At 64.4% G+C, this 21,566-nt stretch carries 14 protein-coding genes and 3 rRNA genes; 1 reads left to right on the forward strand and 16 read right to left on the reverse strand.

All coding sequences use genetic code 11. The features are described 5' to 3' along the window. Positions 1-12 precede the first annotated feature (12 nt). The 13 genes from recN to HNR11_RS12905 form a co-directional block, all read right to left on the reverse strand. Entirely contained in the window at positions 13-1,848 is a 1,836-nt protein-coding gene (gene recN, locus HNR11_RS12845; protein WP_179442698.1) for a DNA repair protein RecN, read from the reverse strand. Further along, positions 1,845-2,813, reverse strand: a complete 969-nt coding sequence (locus HNR11_RS12850) for an NAD kinase (protein WP_083504887.1) — start codon at positions 2,811-2,813, stop codon at positions 1,845-1,847. The genes recN and HNR11_RS12850 overlap by 4 nt, the downstream gene beginning before the upstream one ends. A gap of 10 nt (positions 2,814-2,823) precedes the next feature. Continuing rightward, positions 2,824-3,633: a TlyA family RNA methyltransferase gene (locus HNR11_RS12855; protein WP_179442699.1), complete on the reverse strand. Its 810-nt coding sequence runs from the start codon at positions 3,631-3,633 to the stop codon at positions 2,824-2,826. Beyond that, a complete protein-coding gene (locus tag HNR11_RS12860; protein ID WP_179442700.1) occupies positions 3,630-3,863 on the reverse strand; it encodes a hypothetical protein in 234 nt (77 codons plus the stop codon). The genes HNR11_RS12855 and HNR11_RS12860 overlap by 4 nt, the downstream gene beginning before the upstream one ends. After that, the gene (locus HNR11_RS12865; RefSeq protein ID WP_179442701.1) at positions 3,860-4,687 is read right to left on the reverse strand and encodes an HAD-IIA family hydrolase; all 828 of its coding nucleotides are present in this window, start codon (positions 4,685-4,687) and stop codon (positions 3,860-3,862) included. The genes HNR11_RS12860 and HNR11_RS12865 overlap by 4 nt, the downstream gene beginning before the upstream one ends. After that, the gene (locus HNR11_RS12870) at positions 4,684-5,544 is read right to left on the reverse strand and encodes a tetratricopeptide repeat protein (RefSeq protein ID WP_179442702.1); all 861 of its coding nucleotides are present in this window, start codon (positions 5,542-5,544) and stop codon (positions 4,684-4,686) included. The genes HNR11_RS12865 and HNR11_RS12870 overlap by 4 nt, the downstream gene beginning before the upstream one ends. A gap of 237 nt (positions 5,545-5,781) precedes the next feature. Next, positions 5,782-5,898: ribosomal RNA gene (rrf, locus tag HNR11_RS12875) — 5S ribosomal RNA — on the reverse strand. 314 nt (positions 5,899-6,212) lie between these two features. Continuing rightward, a 23S ribosomal RNA gene (locus tag HNR11_RS12880) occupies positions 6,213-9,324 on the reverse strand. A gap of 457 nt (positions 9,325-9,781) precedes the next feature. Continuing rightward, positions 9,782-11,306: ribosomal RNA gene (locus tag HNR11_RS12885) — 16S ribosomal RNA — on the reverse strand. The 16S, 23S and 5S rRNA genes sit together here, the layout of an rRNA operon. 767 nt (positions 11,307-12,073) lie before the next feature. Further along, positions 12,074-13,390, reverse strand: a complete 1,317-nt coding sequence (tyrS, locus tag HNR11_RS12890) for a tyrosine--tRNA ligase (RefSeq protein WP_179443021.1) — start codon at positions 13,388-13,390, stop codon at positions 12,074-12,076. 55 nt (positions 13,391-13,445) lie between these two features. Further along, complete coding sequence (locus tag HNR11_RS12895) at positions 13,446-15,710, reverse strand: HelD family protein (protein WP_246310683.1); 2,265 nt, start codon at positions 15,708-15,710, stop codon at positions 13,446-13,448. Between the two features lie 124 nt (positions 15,711-15,834). Beyond that, on the reverse strand, positions 15,835-16,572 hold the full coding sequence (locus HNR11_RS12900) for a DNA-3-methyladenine glycosylase (protein WP_179442704.1): 738 nt from the start codon (positions 16,570-16,572) through the stop codon (positions 15,835-15,837). Between the two features lie 79 nt (positions 16,573-16,651). Beyond that, positions 16,652-17,722 (reverse strand): GTP-binding protein, encoded by a 1,071-nt coding sequence (locus tag HNR11_RS12905; protein WP_179442705.1) that lies wholly within the window; start codon positions 17,720-17,722, stop codon positions 16,652-16,654. 88 nt (positions 17,723-17,810) lie between these two features. Here HNR11_RS12905 and ykgO point away from each other — a divergent pair, with 88 nt between their 5' ends. Then, positions 17,811-17,933 carry a type B 50S ribosomal protein L36 gene (gene ykgO / locus HNR11_RS12910; protein ID WP_084479720.1) on the forward strand — a complete coding sequence of 41 codons (123 nt, stop codon included), beginning with the start codon at positions 17,811-17,813 and terminating at the stop codon, positions 17,931-17,933. On the opposite strand, the gene HNR11_RS12915 is transcribed toward ykgO, so the two are convergent. Genes HNR11_RS12915 through HNR11_RS12925 form a run of 3 tightly spaced genes read right to left on the reverse strand, consistent with a single transcriptional unit; the run spans position 17,893 to position 21,502 of the window. Then, the gene (locus tag HNR11_RS12915; RefSeq protein WP_343050679.1) at positions 17,893-18,693 is read right to left on the reverse strand and encodes a lytic transglycosylase domain-containing protein; all 801 of its coding nucleotides are present in this window, start codon (positions 18,691-18,693) and stop codon (positions 17,893-17,895) included. The two genes, ykgO and HNR11_RS12915, sit on opposite strands and share 41 nt — an antisense overlap. 59 nt (positions 18,694-18,752) lie before the next feature. Then, positions 18,753-20,261, reverse strand: coding sequence for an argininosuccinate lyase (gene argH, locus HNR11_RS12920; protein ID WP_179443023.1), 1,509 nt, complete (start codon positions 20,259-20,261; stop codon positions 18,753-18,755). A gap of 2 nt (positions 20,262-20,263) precedes the next feature. Then, complete coding sequence (locus HNR11_RS12925; RefSeq protein ID WP_058887169.1) at positions 20,264-21,502, reverse strand: argininosuccinate synthase; 1,239 nt, start codon at positions 21,500-21,502, stop codon at positions 20,264-20,266. Positions 21,503-21,566: the final 64 nt, after the last annotated feature.

A 21,566-nucleotide genomic window follows, 5' to 3' on the forward strand; every position in this document is an offset into this window, starting at 1 on the left:
CCTGGACGTGAGCTACGGCGCAGCCGCGCCGCTGATGAGCTCGCGGGCGTGGGCGCGGGCGGATTCTGAGTCTTCCTGGCCGGCGAGCATCCGGGCCAGCTCGCTGACCCGCTGCTCCTGGTCCAGAGCGGTGACATCGGAGGCGGTGAAGCCGCCGGAGGTGGAATCGTCGTGCACCGAGGCCTTGAACACCCGGATGTGGTTCTGCGCGTAGGCCGCGACCTGGGGCAGGTGGGTGACCACGATCACCTGGCGATGTTTGGCCAGCATCGCCAGCCGGCGTCCGATCTGCACGGCGGCCTTGCCGCCGACCCCGGCGTCGACCTCGTCGAAGATGAAGGTCTCGGTGTCCGAGCCCTCGGCGAGGACCACCTCCAGGGCCAGCATCACCCGGGAGAGCTCACCGCCGGAGGCTCCCTTGCCCAGCGGCAGCGGGTCGGAGCCAGGATGCGGGGCCAGCAGCATCGCCACGGCGTCGGCACCCTCGGGCCCCAGCTCGGGGGTCGCGGTGACCTCGATGACCATCCGGGCGCGCGGCATGGCCAGTGCGGCGAGCTCCTCCCCGACGGCGGCACCGAGCCGCTCCCCCGCCTCAAGACGACGACGACGCAGCTCTTCGGCCTCGGCCCAGAGCTGGGTGTGCAGCTGATCGATCTCCGCGCTGAGCTCCTCGATCCGGTCGGTGTCGGACTGCAGGTTGTGCAGCCGGGCGCGGGCATCTGCGGCCCAGGCCAGCACGGCGTCGATGTCTGGGCCGTAGAGCCGGATCAGCCGCTCCAGGTCCGCCCGTCGCTGATGCACCGCGGCCAGACGTTCCGGGCCGGATTCATCCAGGTGCGCCGCGTAGATCCCCAGTTCTGAGGCGGCGTCGTTGAGCAGGCTGGAGACCGAGGAGATCTGTTCCGCGATCTCACCGAGCTCCCGGTCCTCCTCCTGCACGGCGGAGAGCGCGGTGGCGGCGGATTCGACCAGGGCGACCGCGTGCGGGACGTCATCCAGCGCCTCGGCGGCGTCGGGGCCGGAGAGCGCGAGCTGGGCGGCGCGAGCGGCCTCGCGCAGGGATTCCACGTTCTCCAGCTTCAGGGACTCCGTCTTGAGCTCGTGGTCCTCCCCCGGCAGGGGTTCCACCGCGTCGATCTGCTCCAGTGCGAGCTGGAGCTGCTCGGCTTCCCGGAGTCGTTCGCGTTCGTTGCTGGTGATCTCCTCGAGCTCGGCGACCTTGGCCTGGTAGCCGGTGAACTGCTCCCGGTACGCAGCCAGCGCAGTGCCGAACTCGGCACCGGCGTAGCGGTCCAGGGACCGCCGCTGAGCGGTGGCTGAGCGCAGCCGCAGCTGGTCACTCTGTCCGTGCACGGTGACCAGGGAGCTGCCGATCTCACCCAGCAGCGCGATCGGGACATTGCGTCCGCTCACGCTGGCCCGGCTGCGGCCCTTGGCGCTGAGCGTGCGGCCCAGCAGCACCTCGACCTCGCCAGCTGTTTCCGGCTGATCTGCGCCGGGGGCCTGCGGCTGATCTGCGCCGGAGGAGGCGTCGGAGTCCGCGGCGACCTGCTCCGGGTCCGCCGAACCCGTGGCCGCAGGGGTCTCCAGCCACGCCCCGGCCTCCCGGGCCAGCTGCACGCAGCGGTGTCCGGCCGGCACGGTGAGTCCGGCGTCGACCACGGCCTGCGGGGCGCCGGAGCGGATCGCCGTGGCTTCCGCGCGGGCACCCAGCAGCAGCCCCAGCGCGGTGACCACCATGGTCTTGCCAGCGCCGGTCTCGCCGGTGACCACGTTGAGTCCGGCGTCCAGTGGCAGCTCGGCGTGTTCGATCACGCCGAGATCGCTGATGGTGACGTAATCGATCACCGCTGTGATGCCTCCCCTTGGTGGACCGTCTCGGAGCTCTCGACCTGGTTGGCGGGGTCTACGGGTCCGCGCCAACCGGTGGTCGGCAGGTTGAACTTGTCCACGAGTCGTTCCGAGAAGGGGGTCTGGTGGACTCGGGCGAGCAGAACTGGCTCGGCGGAGCGGGTGACCTCCACCCGGGAGCCCGGGGGCAGCTCCATGAAGCGTCGGCCGTCGCACCAGAGCACGCCCTGTTCGTCCTCGCGCTGGAGCACCTCCACGGCCATGATCGAGTCCGGATCCGCGACCAGCGGCCGGGAGAAGAGGGCGTGGGCGGAGATCGGCACCATCACCAATGCTTGGACCTCTGGCCAGACCACCGGTCCGCCGGCGGAGAATGCATAGGCAGTGGAGCCCGTCGGCGTGGCCATGACGACGCCGTCGCAGCCGAAGGCGGAGACGGGCCGGCCGTCGATCTCGATGATCAGATCGATCATGCGTTCCCGGGACTGCTTCTCGATGCTGGCCTCGTTGAGCGCCCAGCTGCTGCCGACGTGGCGTCCGGCGTGCCAGACCTGCACGTCCAGGGCCATGCGGCGCTCCACGGTGTAGTTCTGATCCACCACCCATTGCACCGAGGCGTCGAGCTCAGTGCGCTCCGACTCGGCGAGGAACCCGACGTGGCCCAGGTTGACCCCCATCAGCGGAAGTCCCGCACCCCGCACCAGGTCCGCGGCGCGCAGGATGGACCCGTCACCGCCGAGCACCATCCCGACCTCGCACCTGGACAGCGGGACGTCACGTTCGGCCACCCCCAGCGGGATGTCGCGCATCCGCTCTCCGATGACATGGCTCAAGGAGGCGATGTCCCGCTCCAGCATCACGGGGCGCAGGCCGGCGCTGTGCAGCCGGTGTGCCACGGTGACAGCCGCGTCCACGGCGTCACGCCGACCCGTATGCGCAAGCAGCAGGATCTCTCTGGTCATGGAGCCTCCTTCAGTCGAACTCGACCGACCCCAGCCTATCGCTCCTGAGCTTCTCTGCTTCGGCGCCGGTGGAGAGAGCATGTTCGCTGCGGCGCAGGTGAAGGAAGAACTCCACGTTCCCGTCCTGGCCGGGCAGCCCGGAGCGGTGGACGTCGATCAGCTGCAGGTGCAGCTCCTGGGCTGCCAGGAGGACCCCTTCCACGGCCTCGCGGCGCTGCATCGGGCTGGAGACCACGCCGGTGCGGCCGAGTCGTTCCCGGCCCACTTCGAACTGGGGCTTGACCATGAGCAGCAGATCGGCGTCATCCGCGGCCTGCCCGGCCAGCGGTGCCAGCACCAGGCGCAGGGAGATGAAGGAGAGGTCTGCGACGATCAGGTCGAAGGTCTCGCCGAGCTCACCTGGCCGGAGATGGCGCAGGTTCAGCCCTTCGTGGTTGTGCACCCTCGGATCAGCGGCCAGGGAGGGGTGCAGCTGGTCATGGCCGACGTCGACGGCGACCACGCTGTCTGCGCCTCGTTCCAGGAGCACCTGGGTGAACCCCCCGGTGGAGGCTCCCGCGTCCAGGCAGCGTCGCCCTTGCACCTGGATCTGCGGGGATGAGGTCAGGGCACCATCGAGCTTGTGCGCGGAGCGACTGACCCAGTGGTCCTGCCCGGACACCACGATGTGCTGCCCTTGCGCCACGGACGTGGAGGCGCGCACCACGACCTTGCCCTCCACGCTGACCTGACCCTGAGTGATCAGCTGGGCAGCGCGGGTGCGACTGGGGACCAGTCCGCGGGCGACCATGGCCTTGTCCAGTCGCAGCGAGTCACTCATCGTGACTCATCAGCGGTTCGTTTCAGCCGCTGGTTGAGTTCTTGGACGAGCGTCTCGGCGTGGGCGATCTCGGATTCCAGCTCGGCGACGCTGAGCTGCGCGGAACCTGAGCTCGGCTGATGCGGCTCGTGCCCAGCCGGTGTGTCTTTGGCTGGTGTGTCTTCAGCCGGCGTGTCTTCGGCTGGTGCGGGCTCAGGGAGCGCGCCCTGCCGGTGCTGCTCTGCGCTCATGTGTCGGTGTGCTCCTGCAGCGCGTGGTGAGTTCCGTCGAAGAGCCGTTTCAGGTCCGTCAGGATCCAGTCCGGTCGCATCGAGCCCTCCGCTTCCCGCGCGGTGGTCTCGGTGTCGATCCCGGTCAGCACCAGTGCGGTGTCGAACCCGGCCCGGTTGCCACCGAGCACATCGGTGTCCAGGCGGTCTCCGATGACCAGCGGGTTCTGCATCTGCAGGGCGGCCGCAGCCTGGGTGAACATGACCGGCTCCGGTTTTCCCGCCGCCACGGGGGACGTCCCGGTGGCGCGTCCCACCGCTTCCACCAGAGCGCCGTTGCCGGGGGCGATGCCGTGTTCTCGGGGGATGCTGAGGTCGAGGTTGGTGGCGAACCACTGGGCGCCGTTGTTCACGGCGTAGGCCGTCTCGGCAAGGTCAGACCACCCCAGCGCCGGGTCGAAGCCCTGGATCACGGCTGCAGGTTCTTCGGCTGCCGAGTCCACGACCCGGAAACCGGCCTGCTCCACCAGTGTGCGCAGATACCCGCTGCCGGTGACCAATACCGCAGCTCCGGGCTGCAGTGCGCCTCCGAGCAGGCTGACCCCGGCGGGGGCAGATCCGAAGACCTCTTCGGTGCGTGCCGGGATGCCGAGCTCGGTCAGGTGCGCCGCCACCTGCTCGGCGGAGCGTGAGGCGTTGTTGGTGACATAGCCGCGCCGAACACCGCGCTGCACCAGCTCCTCAACCGCCTGGGCAGCTCCGGGGATGGCGTGTGGACCGGCGTAGAGGACCCCGTCAAGGTCGAAGAGCACGCCGTCGTAGGAGTCCAGGAGACTCACGCTCATGGACGGCCCCCGCGACGTCGGTCACCGTCACGGCCCTGCTCACGGCCCTGGCCTCGGCCCTTGCCGTGTCCCAGGACGTCCTTGACCTTGGGCAGGTCTGCCGGTTCGTCATCGAAGTCGAAGATCTCGGGGTCCTCGAAGGCGCCGGAGCCCAGCGCGCGTTCAGCGGCGAAGGCCTGCTCGCGCCAACGCTGCGCCTCCTCTTCACGGCCGACGGTCTCCAGGGAGGCGGCGTAGGCGGTGAACAGCCGTGGTGAGAAGCTGAAGGCGCGGTTGATGTCCAGCTCTGGGACCTCCAGTGCGGAGAGTGCAGAGGCATGATCCCCGAGGTCGGAGTAGGCACCGGAGACGACCATCGCCATCTCGGCGCGGACCGGACCGGTGAGTGCCGCGACCTCTTCAGACTGGGACAGCTCGATGGCCTTCTCCGGCCGGCCGAGACCACGCTCACAGTCGGCCAGGACGGGCAGGTGGGTCTGATCCCCGCTGATCCGCCGGTAGGTGCGCAGCTCCCGCAGCGCCTCCGCGAAGTCTCCGGCCGCATAGGCGGTCAGGCCCACAGCCTCCCGGACGATTCCAAGTCGACCGCCGCGACGCGACGCGGCCAGAGCATGCTGAAACGCGATCTCCGGGGCGATGTCGACGAGGCGACCCGCCATCACCAGGTGCTTCGCCACCCAGGGGCGGTTCGTGTCATCCAGGGTGCGCAGCTGCAGCAGCGCTGCTCGATCCAGTTCCTTGCCGGTGACATCTTCATCGATCTCGGGAGACCGCATGCGATCGTCGCTGTTGGAGCGGCGGAGGTCACGCGGATTGCGTGCAGGCCGTGGACGGTCGCCGTAGGACTCTTCGTGCATGGGTTTTCTGGTTCTCCTTAGAAGACGTGCGCAGGGTCGTCTCAGGATACCGCTTCGGTGTCGATGAGCGTCCTGGCGGACATGACGGCACCCGCTGCTGTGTGAACCGCGCCGCAGGAAGCCCGGGCGCCAGAGAGACGGGCTCAAAGCCGTGGTAAATCCGGGAAAAGTATCCGGATACAGGTCAAGCCCGGACCCCCGCAGGGGACCGGGCTTGAACCCTCTTTACTAAATAGTGTCCGGCGGCGACCTACTCTCCCACACACTCCAGTGTGCAGTACCATCGGCGCAGTGGGCCTTAGCTTCCGGGTTCGGGATGGGACCGGGCGTTTCCCCCACGCTATGACCGCCGTAACTCTAGAACAACACCATGACTGTTTTCCCACACCACCACACACCCCAAACATCTGGGCTCTTGTGGTGGGGTACTCACCGGTGCTGTAAACCTAAACTCACAACAACACTCTTCACTTATCCCCCACACCACCAGCCCCTCGAACACTCGAGGAACCAGCACACATGGGGGTCTGACCTGACCCACACCACCACCAACAGGCCCCTCAAAAAGAGAGGGCGCGGTGGTGTTGTGGGGTTGTTGGCAGAGAACCGCCTAGTGGACGCGAACACGCAGTGTTCTAATGAAACTCACCGAGCACACTTGATAAGTGTGGTGTAAGTGATCGGCTTATTAGTACCAGTCAGCTTCACGCATTGCTGCGCTTCCACATCTGGCCTATCAACCCAGTAGTCTAGCTGGGAGCCTTCACACCTTAAAGGTGACGGAGATCTTATCTTGAAGCCGGCTTCCCACTTAGATGCTTTCAGCGGTTATCCATCCCGAACGTAGCTAATCAGCGGTGCACTTGGCAGTACAACTGACACACCAGAGGTTCGTCCGTCCCGGTCCTCTCGTACTAAGGACAGACCTTCTCAAATCTCCTGCGCGCGCAGCGGATAGGGACCGAACTGTCTCACGACGTTCTAAACCCAGCTCGCGTACCGCTTTAATGGGCGAACAGCCCAACCCTTGGGACCAACTCCAGCCCCAGGATGCGACGAGCCGACATCGAGGTGCCAAACCATGCCGTCGATATGGACTCTTGGGCAGGATCAGCCTGTTATCCCCGAGGTACCTTTTATCCGTTGAGCGACGGCCCTTCCACACGGTGCCGCCGGATCACTAGTCCCAACTTTCGTTCCTGCTCGAGCTGCCGCTCTCACAGTCAAGCTCCCTTGTGCACTTACACTCGACACCTGATTGCCAACCAGGCTGAGGGAACCTTTGGGCGCCTCCGTTACTCTTTAGGAGGCAACCGCCCCAGTTAAACTACCCACCAGGCACTGTCCCTGGACCCGATCAGGGCCCGAAGTTAGATGCCTAACAACACCAGAGTGGTATTTCAACGATGACTCCACAACCACTAGCGTGGCCGCTTCACAGTCTCCCACCTATCCTACACAAGTGATGTCAAACACCAATACCAAGCTATAGTAAAGGTCTCGGGGTCTTTCCGTCCTGCTGCGCGTAACGAGCATCTTTACTCGTAGTGCAATTTCGCCGAGTCCACGGTTGAGACAGCGGGGAAGTCGTTACTCCATTCGTGCAGGTCGGAACTTACCCGACAAGGAATTTCGCTACCTTAGGATGGTTATAGTTACCACCGCCGTTTACTGGGGCTTAAATTCAGAGCTTCGCCACAAGGACTAACCCTTCCTCTTAACCTTCCAGCACCGGGCAGGAGTCAGTCCGTATACATCGTCTTACGACTTCGCACGGACCTGTGTTTTTAGTAAACAGTCGCTTCCCCCTGGTCTCTGCGACCACCACCAGCTCACCAAAGCAAGCCTGGATCACCAGGGTGGTCCCCCTTCTCCCGAAGTTACGGGGGTATTTTGCCGAGTTCCTTAACCGTGGTTCTCTCGATCGCCTTAGTATTCTCTACCTGACCACCTGTGTCGGTTATGGGTACGGGCGGTACAAGCCCTCGCGCCGATGCTTTTCTTGGCAGCATAGGATCACTGAATCCCCCACATAGTGGAGTCCCATCAAGTCTCACCCTTATAACGAGTCCCGGATTTGCCTAGGACTCGGGCTACACTCTTAGACCCAGACAACCATCGCTGGGCTCAGCTACCTTCCTGCGTCACACCTGTTAATACGCTTGGCTCCCCGGTTCAGGTCCTGCGCTCCTCGTACACGTCGATCCCACAAGGGGACCGCTCTAGCACGATTCGGGCAGTTAGTATCACCAGTTCACCATGGGCGGTCTTATACCGGTACGGGAATATCAACCCGTTGTCCATCGACTACGCCTGTCGGCCTCGCCTTAGGTCCCGACTAACCCAGGGCAGATTAGCTTGACCCTGGAACCCTTAGTCATTCGGCGGACACGTTTCTCACGTGTCTTTCGCTACTCATGCCTGCATTCTCACTCGAACACACTCCACAGACGAGCTTACGCTGCTGCTTCACCGCAGTGTTCGACGCTCCCCTACCCATCTAATCCTCAAGGGACTAAATGCCACAGTTTCGGTGGTGTGCTTGAGCCCCGCTAAATTGTCGGCGCGGAATCACTTGACCAGTGAGCTATTACGCACTCTTTCAAGGGTGGCTGCTTCTAAGCCAACCTCCTGGTTGTCTAAGCAACTCCACATCCTTTCCCACTTAGCACACGCTTAGGGACCTTAACTGGTGGTCTGGGCTGTTTCCCTCTCGACCATGAAGCTTATCCCCCACAGTCTCACTGCTGCGCTCTGACTTGACCGGCATTCGGAGTTTAGCTGACGTCAGTAACCTTGTAGGGCCCATCGGCCATCCAGTAGCTCTACCTCCGGCAAGAAACACGCAACGCTGCACCTAAATGCATTTCGGGGAGAACCAGCTATCACGGAGTTTGATTGGCCTTTCACCCCTACCCACAGCTCATCCCCCCAGTTTTCAACCTAGGTGGGTTCGGTCCTCCACGCGCTCTTACACGCGCTTCAACCTGGCCATGGGTAGATCACTCCGCTTCGGGTCTAGACCCAGCGACTAAAAACGCCCTATTCAGACTCGCTTTCGCTACGGCTTCCCCACACGGGTTAACCTCGCCACTGAGCACTAACTCGCAGGCTCATTCTTCAAAAGGCACGCCATCACACCCCTCAAGGATGCTTTGACGGATTGTAGGCACATGGTTTCAGGTACTATTTCACTCCCCTCCCGGGGTACTTTTCACCATTCCCTCACGGTACTGATTCACTATCGGTTAGTAGGTAGTATTTAGGCTTACCAGGTGGTCCTGGCTGATTCACACAAGATTCCTCGAGCCTCGTGCTACTCGGGATACATCTACAGGCCGGCGGAACGCATTACGACTACGGGACTCACACCCTCTACGGCGAAGGACTCAACCTTCTTCGTCTATACGCCCGCACCTCAACCCCAAGGACTGGTAGATCCTCAACGAGATGTCCCACAACCCCGGCCACGCAACCCCTACCAGGTATCACACGCAACCGGTTTAGCCCCATCCGCTTTCGCTCGCCACTACTCACAGAATCACTACATTGTTTTCTCTTCCTGTCGGTACTGAGATGTTTCACTTCCCGACGTTCCCTCCAACCGGTCTATACATTCAACCGGTGGTCACACACCACAACAGCATGCGGGGTTTCCCCATTCGGAAATCCTGGTATCAACGCTCGGTTATCAACTCCACCAGGCTTATCGCAGATTCCCACGTCCTTCATCGGCTCCTACTACCAAGGCATTCACCATGCGCCCTAAAACACTTACGACCATCATCACAGTAGCTGCGATGACACTCACAACATTAAGTGCTCGACTAAAAATTGACACAAAAAACACTGACCACACCACACGGCGTGATCAGCATGATTCGAGTACTTTCGTTCAATTAAGAACAAAGATGCTCGCGTCCACTATGCAGTTCCCAAACAACAACCCCCACCACCATCACCAACCCCACTGACGGGGCCGGCTACCTGAAGCCGAGGGCCAGATCATGAAACAACCATTGTTGTCTCAGGACCCAACAGTGTGCCAAGCACCATGACCACCAGGCACTGACTCTCTTCCCAACCCGAACCCCACACAAGGTGAGGATCAGGCGTACCGGAGAAACCAGCGCCAAGACCATGATGACGATTCGTTGATATTCCACCCTTGAGCAAACCACCAGTCACACGAACGGTGACATCAAGTGGCGGACCCGACTCGGGTCCAGCTCCTTAGAAAGGAGGTGATCCAGCCGCACCTTCCGGTACGGCTACCTTGTTACGACTTAGTCCCAATCGCGAGTCCCACCTTCGACGGCTCCCCCCACAAGGGTTAGGCCACCGGCTTCGGGTGTTACCCACTTTCGTGACTTGACGGGCGGTGTGTACAAGGCCCGGGAACGTATTCACCGCAGCGTTGCTGATCTGCGATTACTAGCGACTCCAACTTCACGAAGTCGAGTTGCAGACTTCGATCCGAACTGAGACCGGCTTTTAGGGATTAGCTCCACCTCACAGTATCGCAACCCATTGTACCGGCCATTGTAGCATGCGTGAAGCCCAAGACATAAGGGGCATGATGATTTGACGTCGTCCCCACCTTCCTCCGAGTTGACCCCGGCAGTCTCCCATGAGTCCCCACCATGACGTGCTGGCAACATAGGATAGGGGTTGCGCTCGTTGCGGGACTTAACCCAACATCTCACGACACGAGCTGACGACAACCATGCACCACCTGTGAACCGACCCCGAAGGGAAACTGCATCTCTGCAGCGGTCCGGTCCATGTCAAGCCTTGGTAAGGTTCTTCGCGTTGCATCGAATTAATCCGCATGCTCCGCCGCTTGTGCGGGCCCCCGTCAATTCCTTTGAGTTTTAGCCTTGCGGCCGTACTCCCCAGGCGGGGCACTTAATGCGTTAGCTACGGCGCGGAAAACGTGGAATGTTCCCCACACCTAGTGCCCAACGTTTACGGCATGGACTACCAGGGTATCTAATCCTGTTCGCTCCCCATGCTTTCGCTCCTCAGCGTCAGTAACAGCCCAGAGACCTGCCTTCGCCATCGGTGTTCCTCCTGATATCTGCGCATTTCACCGCTACACCAGGAATTCCAGTCTCCCCTACTGCACTCTAGTCTGCCCGTACCCACTGCACACCCGGGGTTGAGCCCCGGGCTTTCACAGCAGACGTGACAAACCGCCTACGAGCTCTTTACGCCCAATAATTCCGGATAACGCTCGCGCCCTACGTATTACCGCGGCTGCTGGCACGTAGTTAGCCGGCGCTTCTTCTGCAGGTACCGTCACTTTCGCTTCTTCCCTGCTGAAAGCGGTTTACAACCCGAAGGCCGTCATCCCGCACGCGGCGTCGCTGCATCAGGCTTTCGCCCATTGTGCAATATTCCCCACTGCTGCCTCCCGTAGGAGTCTGGGCCGTGTCTCAGTCCCAGTGTGGCCGGTCACCCTCTCAGGCCGGCTACCCGTCATCGCCTTGGTGAGCCATTACCTCACCAACAAGCTGATAGGCCGCGAGTCCATCCAAAACCGATAAATCTTTCCACCAGCACCCCATGCGAGGACTGGTCGTATCCGGTATTAGACCCAGTTTCCCGGGCTTATCCCAGAGTTAAGGGAAGGTTACTCACGTGATACTCACCCGTTCGCCACTAATCCAACCGTGCAAGCACGGTCTTCATCGTTCGACTTGCATGTGTTAAGCACGCCGCCAGCGTTCATCCTGAGCCAGGATCAAACTCTCCATTAAAAAATTAATAAGAGAAAGCATCCACAACTAACAACAAACAGACCAGACCCTGCCAGAAAAACAAGGCCCTCACGATCCGTTCATCACCAGCCACAGACACCTGTTTAATGAATCCTTGGCTAAATTTGCGATCACTACCACGGGGGTGGTAATGTCACTGTTATAACCAAATAAATAATTTGGTATCAACAAACTTGGCACACTATTGAGTTCTCAAACAACAACCGCTACCGGCACCATCAGGACTGTTGTTTTCCTGAATCGCTCCGAAGCAACTTTGTAAGCTTACCAACAAGCTTCCGCATCGTCAATTCGGTGTTTCCACCGTATTTGACTGACATGATCAGCACCACGCGGCTGCAGCGAAGATTCGCTGTCTGCCAGACCGTGCTGCTCGTCGTCTGCGCGGTTCTCAACTCTACGTCGTGATCCTCGCTGGCGTCAACTCGAGGTCAACACCAGATGAACACCATAAAAACAGTAGAACGAGAACCCCCTGATCAGTGGTTTCCCTTCGCTGGTGTGGGGCCTGATTGGTCCGAAAACCCAGGCCGCCGCAGCGAGGAACTCACTGGTGGGGTGAAGCTATGTGGTTATCAAATCCGCTCCGAGTTCCAGCCGGTCCGCCTCTCGGCTTTCCGCTGTGCCCCGTGAGCACGAGATAGAACTTTACACACACCCCAGACCAGCGCGCAAACCAGATCCGCTGCGACCTCGGTCACACCCCTGGATCCCCGCGAACTGGGGGTTTGCTGAGCTCGAGGAGCTCAGCCCCGATGGACCAGCGCGAGGTTCTTCTTCCCGCGACGGACCAGCAGGAACTTCTCGTGCAGCCAGACCGAGTCCGCCACGAGGGCATCGGGGTCGGTGATCTTCTGGTTGTTGACGTAGGCGCCGCCGTCGCTGATCGCCCGGCGAGCCTCGCCGTTGGACTTCACCAGGCCGGTGTCCACCAACAGGCGCACCGCGGTCGCCTCCTGTGCTGGGATGCTGGCGTGCGGAAGCTCCGAGGCCACCGCATGCAGCGTGGGCTCGTCGATCTCCTCGAGCTCGCCCTTGCCGAAGATCGCACCGGAAGCTTCAATGACCTTGGTCGTTGCCGCTTCCCCGTGCACCAGTGAGGTCACATCCCAGGCCAGTGCCCGCTGGGCTTCGCGCTTGAAGGGGGCGTCCTGGACTGAGCGCTCCAACTCCGCGATCTCCTCGCGGGTGCGGAAGGTGAAGACCTTCAGCCGGTCGATCACATCGGCATCGGACTGGTTGAGCCAGAACTGGTAGAAGGCGTAGGGGGAGCACAGCTGCGCGTCGAGCCAGATGGCGTTGCCCTCAGACTTGCCGAACTTCGTCCCATCCGAGTTGGTGATGAGCGGCGTCCCGAGTGCGTGCACCTGGGCCCCCTCTGCACGGCGGACCAGCTCGGTGCCCGATGTCAGGTTCCCCCACTGATCGGAACCGCCGAACTGCAGAGTGCAGCTGTACTGGCGGAAGAGCTGCAGGTAGTCGAAGCCCTGCAGGATCTGGTAGCTGAACTCGGTGTAGGAGATGCCCTCCTCGGAGTTCAGCCGCTTGGCGACGATGTCCTTCTTCAGCATGGTCCCGACTCGGAAGTACTTTCCGATGTCGCGCAGGAACTCGATCGCCGTCACGCCCTGCGTCCAGTCCAGGTTGTTGACCATGGTGGCGGCGCTCTCTCCGTCGAAGGAGATGTAGTGCTTGATCTGCTGCTGCAGCGAGTCCACCCAGCCGGCGACGACCTCGGGGGTATTCAGGGTGCGTTCGCTGGAGGGCCGGGGGTCCCCGATCAGCCCGGTGGATCCGCCCACCAGGGCCAGCGGCTTGTGCCCTGCCAGCTGGATCCGGCGCATGGTCAGCAGCTGCACCAGGTGACCCAGGTGCAGCGAGGCGGCGGTGGGATCGAAGCCGCAGTAGTAGACGATCGGTTCTCCCGCGAGCGCCTGCTCCAGGCCGGCTGCGTCGGTGGAGACGTGGACCAGCCCGCGCCAGTTCAGCTCTTCCCAGAGCGACTCGAAGCTTGCGTCGTTGCGCTGGGCGGCCAGCGCCGGGTTCGTGGATTCGAGGCTCATCTGGGTCACAGCAGGTACGTTACCAATCTTCTGATCTCGGAAGGCTCAGATTCGGTCAGAACCCGGCGGGAAGCTCCCGGACGGCGATCACATGCAGGGCGTGGGTGGGCCGGGTCAGGGCCACATAGAGACTGCCCACTCGGCCGGCGGTCTCCTCGAGGATCTCGGCGGGTTCGACGAGCACCACGGCGTCGAACTCCAGGCCCTTGGCCTCCTCGGCGGAGAGCGCCAGGATGTCCTCGCTCAGCGAGCCTGCCCCGTGACCCACTCGGGCGCCGAACTCCGCGACCAGCGATCGGCGAGTGAGGCTGAGCAGCCGCTCGGGAACGATCGCCGCGACCAGCCCCTCCCCCACCCGGTCATGTTCAGCGCGCACCGCGGCGGTGGCGGCGGTGACCAGCTGGTCCCCCGGCACCTGTTCGATCACCGGCGGGTAGTCCCCGTCCCGCACGGTGCGCAGCGAGGTGGTGTGCAGCCCGTTGGCCTCTGCGACGCGTTCGGCAAGCTCCACGATGGTCCCGGGGGTGCGGTAGTTCACGGTGAGCTCCTCCACGCGCATGCGCTCCCCCACGAACGGCGCCATGGCCTGCTGCCAGCTCGAAGCGGCCGAGGGCGAGGAGCCCTGGGCGATGTCACCGACGATCGTGAAGGACTTCAGCGGGCAGCGACGCATGAGCACGTGCCACTGCATGGCGGAGAGCTCCTGGGCCTCATCGACCACGACGTGGCCGTAGGTCCAGCTGCGATCCACCTGCGCGCGTTCCGCCGCGGTCAGCCGCGGACCGGACTCGGCGTTCATGTCCACCACGGCCTGGGCGTCGAGGAACCCTTCGATGCCCATCTCTTCGAGCTGCGGGCTGGCGTTCTCCACGGCGCGCTGGGCGTTGTCCAGCGACCGCGCCGCGGCCGCCTTCTGCCGGGCCGCCTCGCGTCCGGCGGATTCATCCAGGGTCCCCAGCAGCTCTGCGGCCTCATCGAGCAGCGGCACATCGGCGCTGGTGAAGGGGCTTCCGGGTGCCCGCTTCAAGAGCTCGCGCTCGGCGGCGCTGAGCTCCGGCGCCACGTCGGAGAGGTAGTTCGGCTTGGCGAAGAGGTCCTCGAGCAGTCCCTGCGGGCTGCGCGGCATCCAGCACAGGTTCAGCAGGACCCGCACATCGCGGGCGCTGCGGACGTCTTCGACAAGGTAGGACCGGTCGGCGTCGTTGCCTTCGGAGCGCTTCTCGATGATCCGCTCGAGCTTCTCCGCGATCTCCTTCACCAGCACCTTCACGAAGGTGGTGCGAGCCTCGTTATAGGGCTTGCCGGTGGCGCGGGCCCGCTCCAGGGCGCGGTTGACCATCTTCGGGGTGACCCCGACCCGGGTGCCGTCCACCGTGACGTCCCGGACATCGGGAATGGTCCGCTGCCGGTGGGTCACGGCGGCACCGATGATCCCCACCCAGTCCAGGCGGCCCTTGATCTCCTCGACCCGAGAGTCCGGCTCCGGGGTTCCGTGCACCCCGGGGAAGAGATCCGCGAGCGAGGAGAGCACCACGCCGGTCTCACCGAGGGAGGGCAGGACCCGGTCGATGTAGGACATGAACGTGGTGTTGGGCCCGACGATCAACACTCCGGCAGACTTCAACCGGTCGCGATGGCTGTAGAGCAGGTAGGCGGCGCGGTGCAGCGCCACTGCGGTCTTGCCGGTGCCCGGGCCGCCCTGGACGACCATGACACCGGGAAGATCGGCGCGGATGATCCGGTCCTGCTCGGACTGGATCGTCGCGACGATGTCGCCCATCTGACCGGTGCGGCGCGCGGTGAGCGCGGCCAGCAGGGCGCCGTCGCCGTGGTTGTGGCTGGCCTCTTCCAACATGCTGGCATCGAGGACGTCGTCTTCCACCCCGTGGACCTCACGGCGCTTGAGCAGCAGATGACGACGACGGCGCACGCCTTGGCGTTCGAAGGCGGTCGCCTGATAGAAGACCCCGGCCTCGGGTGCACGCCAGTCCAGCATCAAGCGCTGGTGGCTCGCAGAGGTCAGTCCGATCCGGCCGATGTAGCGGCACTCACCGGAGTCGTGGTCGAGCCGGCCGAAGACCAGGCGGTCGTCCACCGCGTTGAGCTGAGCCAGCCGGTCCTCGTACATCGCGGCGAAGGCATCGCGCTCCGAGGCGTTCTGCATGGTGCCGCGGGAGCCGACTCGCCGGACCTTCGCGAGCTGGGCCTCTTTCTCGGCGCGCAGCTCATCGAGCCGGTGATAAAGCATCCCGACGTACTCGCGCTCCTCCTCCACACCGGCTTCGAGGCCGGGCACCGGAACGTCGTTATCTTCAGGCATGATCTCGGCTGTGGCCGAGGACTGTGAATCACTCATCAAGCAGCGCAGCTCTCCGTCGCAAATTTGCTGACCATCAATCATACCTCTATTCGGGTCTGACGAATATGACGTCATTCAGGGCTGACTACGGGCTGACCTCTGCCGGAACGTTGCGCCCGGGCCTGTAGGCCGAGACGCTGGGATCACCGTCGAGCCAGTACCGCCAGGGGTAGACGCTCCTGCCACCTTCTCCGGAGACCCCGACGCGCGGTCCGCTGCGAATCCGCTCTGCGTCCACCGGCGCCGTCGGCGGAGTCAGCGTGAACCGAGCCGGGGCATCCGAGTCCGCCGAGCGCTGGGCCGGGGGCTGCACCGGGGACAGCCGAGACACCTGGCGCGGCCGAGACACCGGAGGCGGCGGAGACGCCGGAGGCAGCTGGACCTGCTGAGCGTCCATCGAGAGCGTGATGCCCAGACCCTGACCCAACCGACCAGGACCCGAGAGCAGCTTCGCGCCGGTCTCCCGGCCGCCCCGGCGCTGGATCGCCAGCTCGCGGCCCGCCAGGACCTCCCCGGCGCGCAGCAGCACCCCGCCCGCCGTGCCCTCCGGGCCGCAGGCCAGGTTCAGGCAGCGGTGGATGCCGTAGTTGAGGTAGACGTAGGTGTGCCGCGGCGGCCCGAAGAGCGCCGCATTGCGGGCGGTCTTCCCGTTGAAGCTGTGCGCGCCCGGATCTTCTCCCTGGTCGCCATAGGCCTCCACCTCCGTGAGCCGGATCAGCACCGCTCCCTCCGCGGTCTCCACGGTGAGCTCACAGCCCAACAGCGCCGGGGCCAGCACGGTGGCGTGGCCGTCGAAGAGGGCATGCAGGGTCGCAGAATTCATCCGTCAATGATCGCAGACAGGCACTGAACCCCTTGGCCGGCCCTGGAATCCCAGTCCGACTCTGGAACCCCTGGCCGGTTCAGTCCTCGGTCTCGGTCACCGAATCCCAGCTCGGGAAGGGGTCGCCGAAGCTGCGCCAGAGCCCGGGTCCGGCGCAGAGTTCGGCATCGGTGAGCGTGGCCTGGTCCAGGGCGGCGGTGAGCCCTGGCGCATCGAGGTCAATGCCGATGAAGGCGATGTCCTGCCCGAAGGCGAGCAGCTCCTCGGGGGACTCGAGCTGATGATCGAAGGCCAGCGGGGAGAGTGAGATGACCGCTCCGATGTGCTCCCACTGTGCGGTCACGTGCGGGCGGCTGGCGAGCCGGGCGAACCCTGCCGATCGGATCACACGGCCGAACTCCTCGGTCTCCACGCGAAGGTCCAGAACCGATTTGAGCCGTCCCGGGTGGAAGGGACGGTGCTGGTCATAGCGGAAGGCCGAGACCCGAGCGTGCCGACGGCGGGGGTGGAAGTCCGCGTTGAGCAGACAGGTCCAGCCGGCACGAGCCTCCTCCCCGGAGTATCCCGGCACCGGTGGTCCGGAGGTCCACGGGGCCGGCTCCCCGGCGAATCGGACCTGCGCCTGCGGACTGAGATGGGCCACCAGCGCGGTGAGCATGCTGAGCTGCTCGGGATCGACGCGGCGCCAGTTCACCAGCATCACGGTGGAGGCGTATTCGATCTGCTTCACGATCACCTCGGCACGGCAGACATATGCCAGCTCCCCCGGGTGCGTCCAGCGCTGATCAGCGTCGAGGACCACGTAGTCGTCCCGGAACAGGTCATCGAGCAAGTGTGCGGCGTCGACGACGCAGATCACCTCCGCAAGCGTCGCTCCCACCCCAGGGTCCTGGGTCGATGAGGTCAGCGAGCCGATCACCTCGGTGATCGCGCTCGCCAGCGGATACTCCACGACCAGCTCGGCGCTGCTGGGCACGATCTGCAGCAGCCGCAGCGAGGACTCCAGCGCCATGTCATCGGCGGCGATGCGATCCGCCGGCAGCAGGATCGATCCCCGCTGCGCGGCGAGACCTGCGGCGTAGTCCTTCCGCTCTGGGCCACAGGCGCCCATCACGGCGACCACCTGGACTGTGGCTTCTCCTGCGCTCATCCCGGGCCCCTTTCGACTGACTTCTCCATGGCAGCTTCTCTCCCTTATGCTTAACGCTAATGCTACTTATTCTCACTAGGAGGACATAATGAAGGTTCGGAATTCACTGCGCGCTTTGAAGAACAAGCCAGGCTCACAGGTGGTGCGTCGGCGAGGACGCACCTATGTGATCAATAAGAAGAATCCGCGGCTGAAGGCTCGCCAGGGCTGACATAGTCCTGGGCGTGGCCGGCGACGTCGTTGACGTAGACCGCTGACTGGTTATAGGCGACGACGGCGGCCACCCAGCCCTCATCGCTGGTGAGGTCTCCCCCGCTCTCGCAGAGGTACACGGCGGCGGTGAGCGCGGCGTCGTCGAACTGGTGCGGATCGGAGACGCCGCTGCGGGATCCGTCCTGGGCGTAGAGCGCCCAGGTGGCAGGAATGAACTGCATCGGCCCGACGGCGCGGTCCCATTCCGGGTCCCCGTCCAGGGTGCCGCCGTCGGTGTCCGGGATCTCCGCCAGTCCAGGAGCACCGTCCAGCGGGAGCCCGATGATCGCCGGGGAGACCTGGCCGTCGGATTCCACCTGCGCCCCGGCATAGGTGCCGTGCTGAGACTCGACCTGGCCGATCCCGGCCAGCGTGTTCCAGCCCAGTCCGCACTCCGGCCTGGTCTTAGACACCAGCAGCGCGGCCCCAGTGTAGGCCGCCAGCGCGCGCGGCGGGATCCCGGTGCGCTCCGAGACTGCCTCGAGCCAGGCCTCGTCGGCGAGTTCGGCGATCGGTACCCACGGCTGACCCGGTTCGGGCTCCGCGGCAGGGGCCGCGGCTTCCGGGAGCCGCTGATCAGGGGCACTGGGGTAGTTAGGTGCCGGTTCCTGCCGTGGCTCGGCGCAGCCGCTGAGCACCAGGGCCGCGCACACCGCGAGAACCGCCCCGACCAGCGCGGTCGGGGCGGTTCTGCGCTGCGGCGCCTGGATCTGCGTCACGCGGCGATCATTGCAGCACCGGGATGCGGCATCCCTGGGCTGGCGGTTCCGACTCGGTCTCAGCTGATCTGGTCCGGGCCGACGTTGCTGCCTGCCGAGGTGATGAACTCCTGAATGGGGCCCAGCTGCAGCTTGAGCTCCTCGAGCTGCTCAGCCACCGCCGAGGGCGCGGTGCCGCCGCGGGAGGACCGGGAGTTCAGCGAACCGAAGGTGGTCAACACCTCCCGGACGGCGGGGGTCAGCTGCTCAGAGATGCCGGTGAGCTCCGCATCGGTGAGGTCCCAGAGTTCGACGTCGCGGGCCTCTGCCACCCGCACGGCCTCACCGGAGAGTTCGTGGGCCACTCGGAAGGGCACGCCCTGCCGGACCAGCCACTCGGCGATGTCGGTGGCCAGGGCAAAGCCGCGCGGTGCCAGCTCGGCCATCCGCTCGGTGTGGAAGACCAGGGTGGCGATCATTCCGGAGACCGCCGGCAGCAGCAGCTCCAGGGTGTCCACCGCGTCGAAGAGCGGCTCCTTGTCCTCCTGCAGGTCCCGGTTATACGCCAGCGGCAGGCCCTTGAGCGTGGCCAGCAGACCGGTCAGGTCGCCGATCAGGCGACCGGACTTTCCGCGGGCCAGCTCGGCGACGTCGGGGTTCTTCTTCTGCGGCATGATCGAGCTGCCCGTGGAGAAGGCGTCGTCGAGGGTGACGAAACCGGCCTCCTTGGTGGCCCAGAAGATGATCTCTTCGCTGATCCGGGACAGATCCACCCCGATCATGGCGCTGACCCAGGAGAACTCGGCGTAGACATCACGTGCCGCGGTGCCGTCGATGGAGTTCCAGGCCGCCTGGGAGAAGCCGAGCTCCTCGGCCACCCGCTGAGGATCCAGACCCAGCGAGGACCCGGCCAACGCGCCGGAGCCATACGGCGAGGTGGCCGCCCGGCGGTCCCAGTCCACCAGGCGCTGCAGGTCGCGCAGCAGCGCCCAGGCGTGCGCGAGCAGGTGGTGGCTCAGCAGCACCGGCTGGGCATGCTGAAGGTGCGTGCGGCCCGGCATGGGCGCGTTGGGGTGCGCCTCGGCCTGGATGATCAGCGCCTCGATGGTGCCCAGCACCCCGGCGCCGATGACCCGGGCGTGATCGCGCAGGAACATCCGCCCCATGGTGGCGATCTGGTCGTTGCGCGAGCGTCCGGCGCGCAGCTTTCCACCCAGATCCTCACCCGCGCGCTGAAGCAGTCCGCGCTCCAGCGCTCCGTGGACATCTTCATCACTGGCCGCCGGGGTGAAGTCCCCGGAGAGCACGTCAGCCTCGAGCTGATCCAGCGCAGCCAGCATTCCGGTCAGCTCAGCATCCTCGAGCAGCCCGGTGCGGTGCAGCACCCGGGCATGCGCCCGGGATCCGGCGATGTCATAGCGGGCCAGCCGGAAGTCGAAGTGCGTGGACTTGCTCAGCGCCGCCAGTGCATCGGCGGGCCCCGAGGCGAATCGTCCGCCCCAGAGTGCCCCCTCGTTGGTGCCGTGCCTGCTCTGCGAATCCTGCCGATCCGGGCTCGCGCCCTGCGGGTTGATGCCCTCCGGGTTCATGCTCATCGGTCCAGGCTGCCGAGGCCGGAGAAGTCCGGCTTGCCGTGGATGCGCTGCTCGCGCTGCGAGGCCACCTTGGAGGAGAGCCCGAAGATGTCGATGAAGCCGCGGGCGCTGGACTGATCGAAGGCGTCGCCGGCGTCGTAGGTGGCCAGGTTGAAGTCATACAGGCTGGTCTCGGAGCGTCGGCCCTGCACCGTGGCGCGGCCGCCGTGCAGCTCAAGCCGGATCTCACCGGAGACGTACTTCTGGGTCTCGTCGATGAAGGCGTCGAGGTTGCGCTTGAGCGGGGAGAACCACTGGCCGTCGTAGACCAGCTCGGTCCAGCGCTGGTCCACGGTCTTCTTGAACCGGGCCTGCTCGCGCTCCAGGGTGATGTTCTCCAGTTCGCGGTGCGCGGCGATCAGCGCCATGGCGCCGGGAGCCTCGTAGATCTCGCGGGACTTGATCCCCACCAGGCGGTCCTCGACGATGTCGATCCGGCCCACGCCCTGGGCCCCGGCGCGGCGGTTGAGCTGCTCGATGGCCTCCAGGGCGGTCACGGTCTGCCCGTCCAGGGCCACCGGCACGCCCTGGTCGAAGGTGATGGTGACGACATCGGGTGAGGGCGGGAAGGAGGGGTCCTCGGTGTAGTCGTAGACATCCTTGGTGGGGCCGTTCCAGATGTCTTCCAGGAAGCCGGTCTCCACGGCGCGGCCCCAGACGTTCTGGTCGATGGAGAAGGGGTTCTTCTTGGTGGTCTCGATCGGCAGGTTGTGCTTCTCGGCATATTCGATGGCCAGTTCACGGGTCAGCGCGAGGTCGCGGACCGGGGCGATGCATTTGAGCTCCGGGCCCAGGGTTTGGATGCCGACCTCGAAGCGGACCTGGTCGTTGCCCTTGCCGGTGCAGCCGTGAGCGACCGTGGTGGCGCCGAACTGCTGGGCGGCGGCGACCAGGTGCTTGGTGATCACCGGGCGGGAGATCGCGGAGACCAGCGGGTAGGAGTCCATGTAGAGGCCGTTGGCCTTCAGCGTGGGCATGCAGTACTGATCGGCGAACTCATCGCGCGCATCGGCCACATAGGCCTCCACGGCGCCGCAGTCCAGTGCCCGCTGACGCACCGTTTCCAGCGACTCACCGCCCTGGCCGACGTCGACGGCGACGGCCACGACCTCCTGGCCGGTGGCCTCGGCGATCCAGCCGATGGCCACAGAGGTGTCGAGGCCGCCGGAATAGGCGAGAACAATACGATCAGTCACAACGAATCTCCTTGGGGAACGGAACTTTGGCTCGGACACAGACTACATAATTATTCGCAGGTCT

Origin of the sequence: Nesterenkonia sandarakina, assembly GCF_013410215.1 — a bacterium.
Lineage (GTDB): Bacteria > Actinomycetota > Actinomycetes > Actinomycetales > Micrococcaceae > Nesterenkonia > Nesterenkonia sandarakina.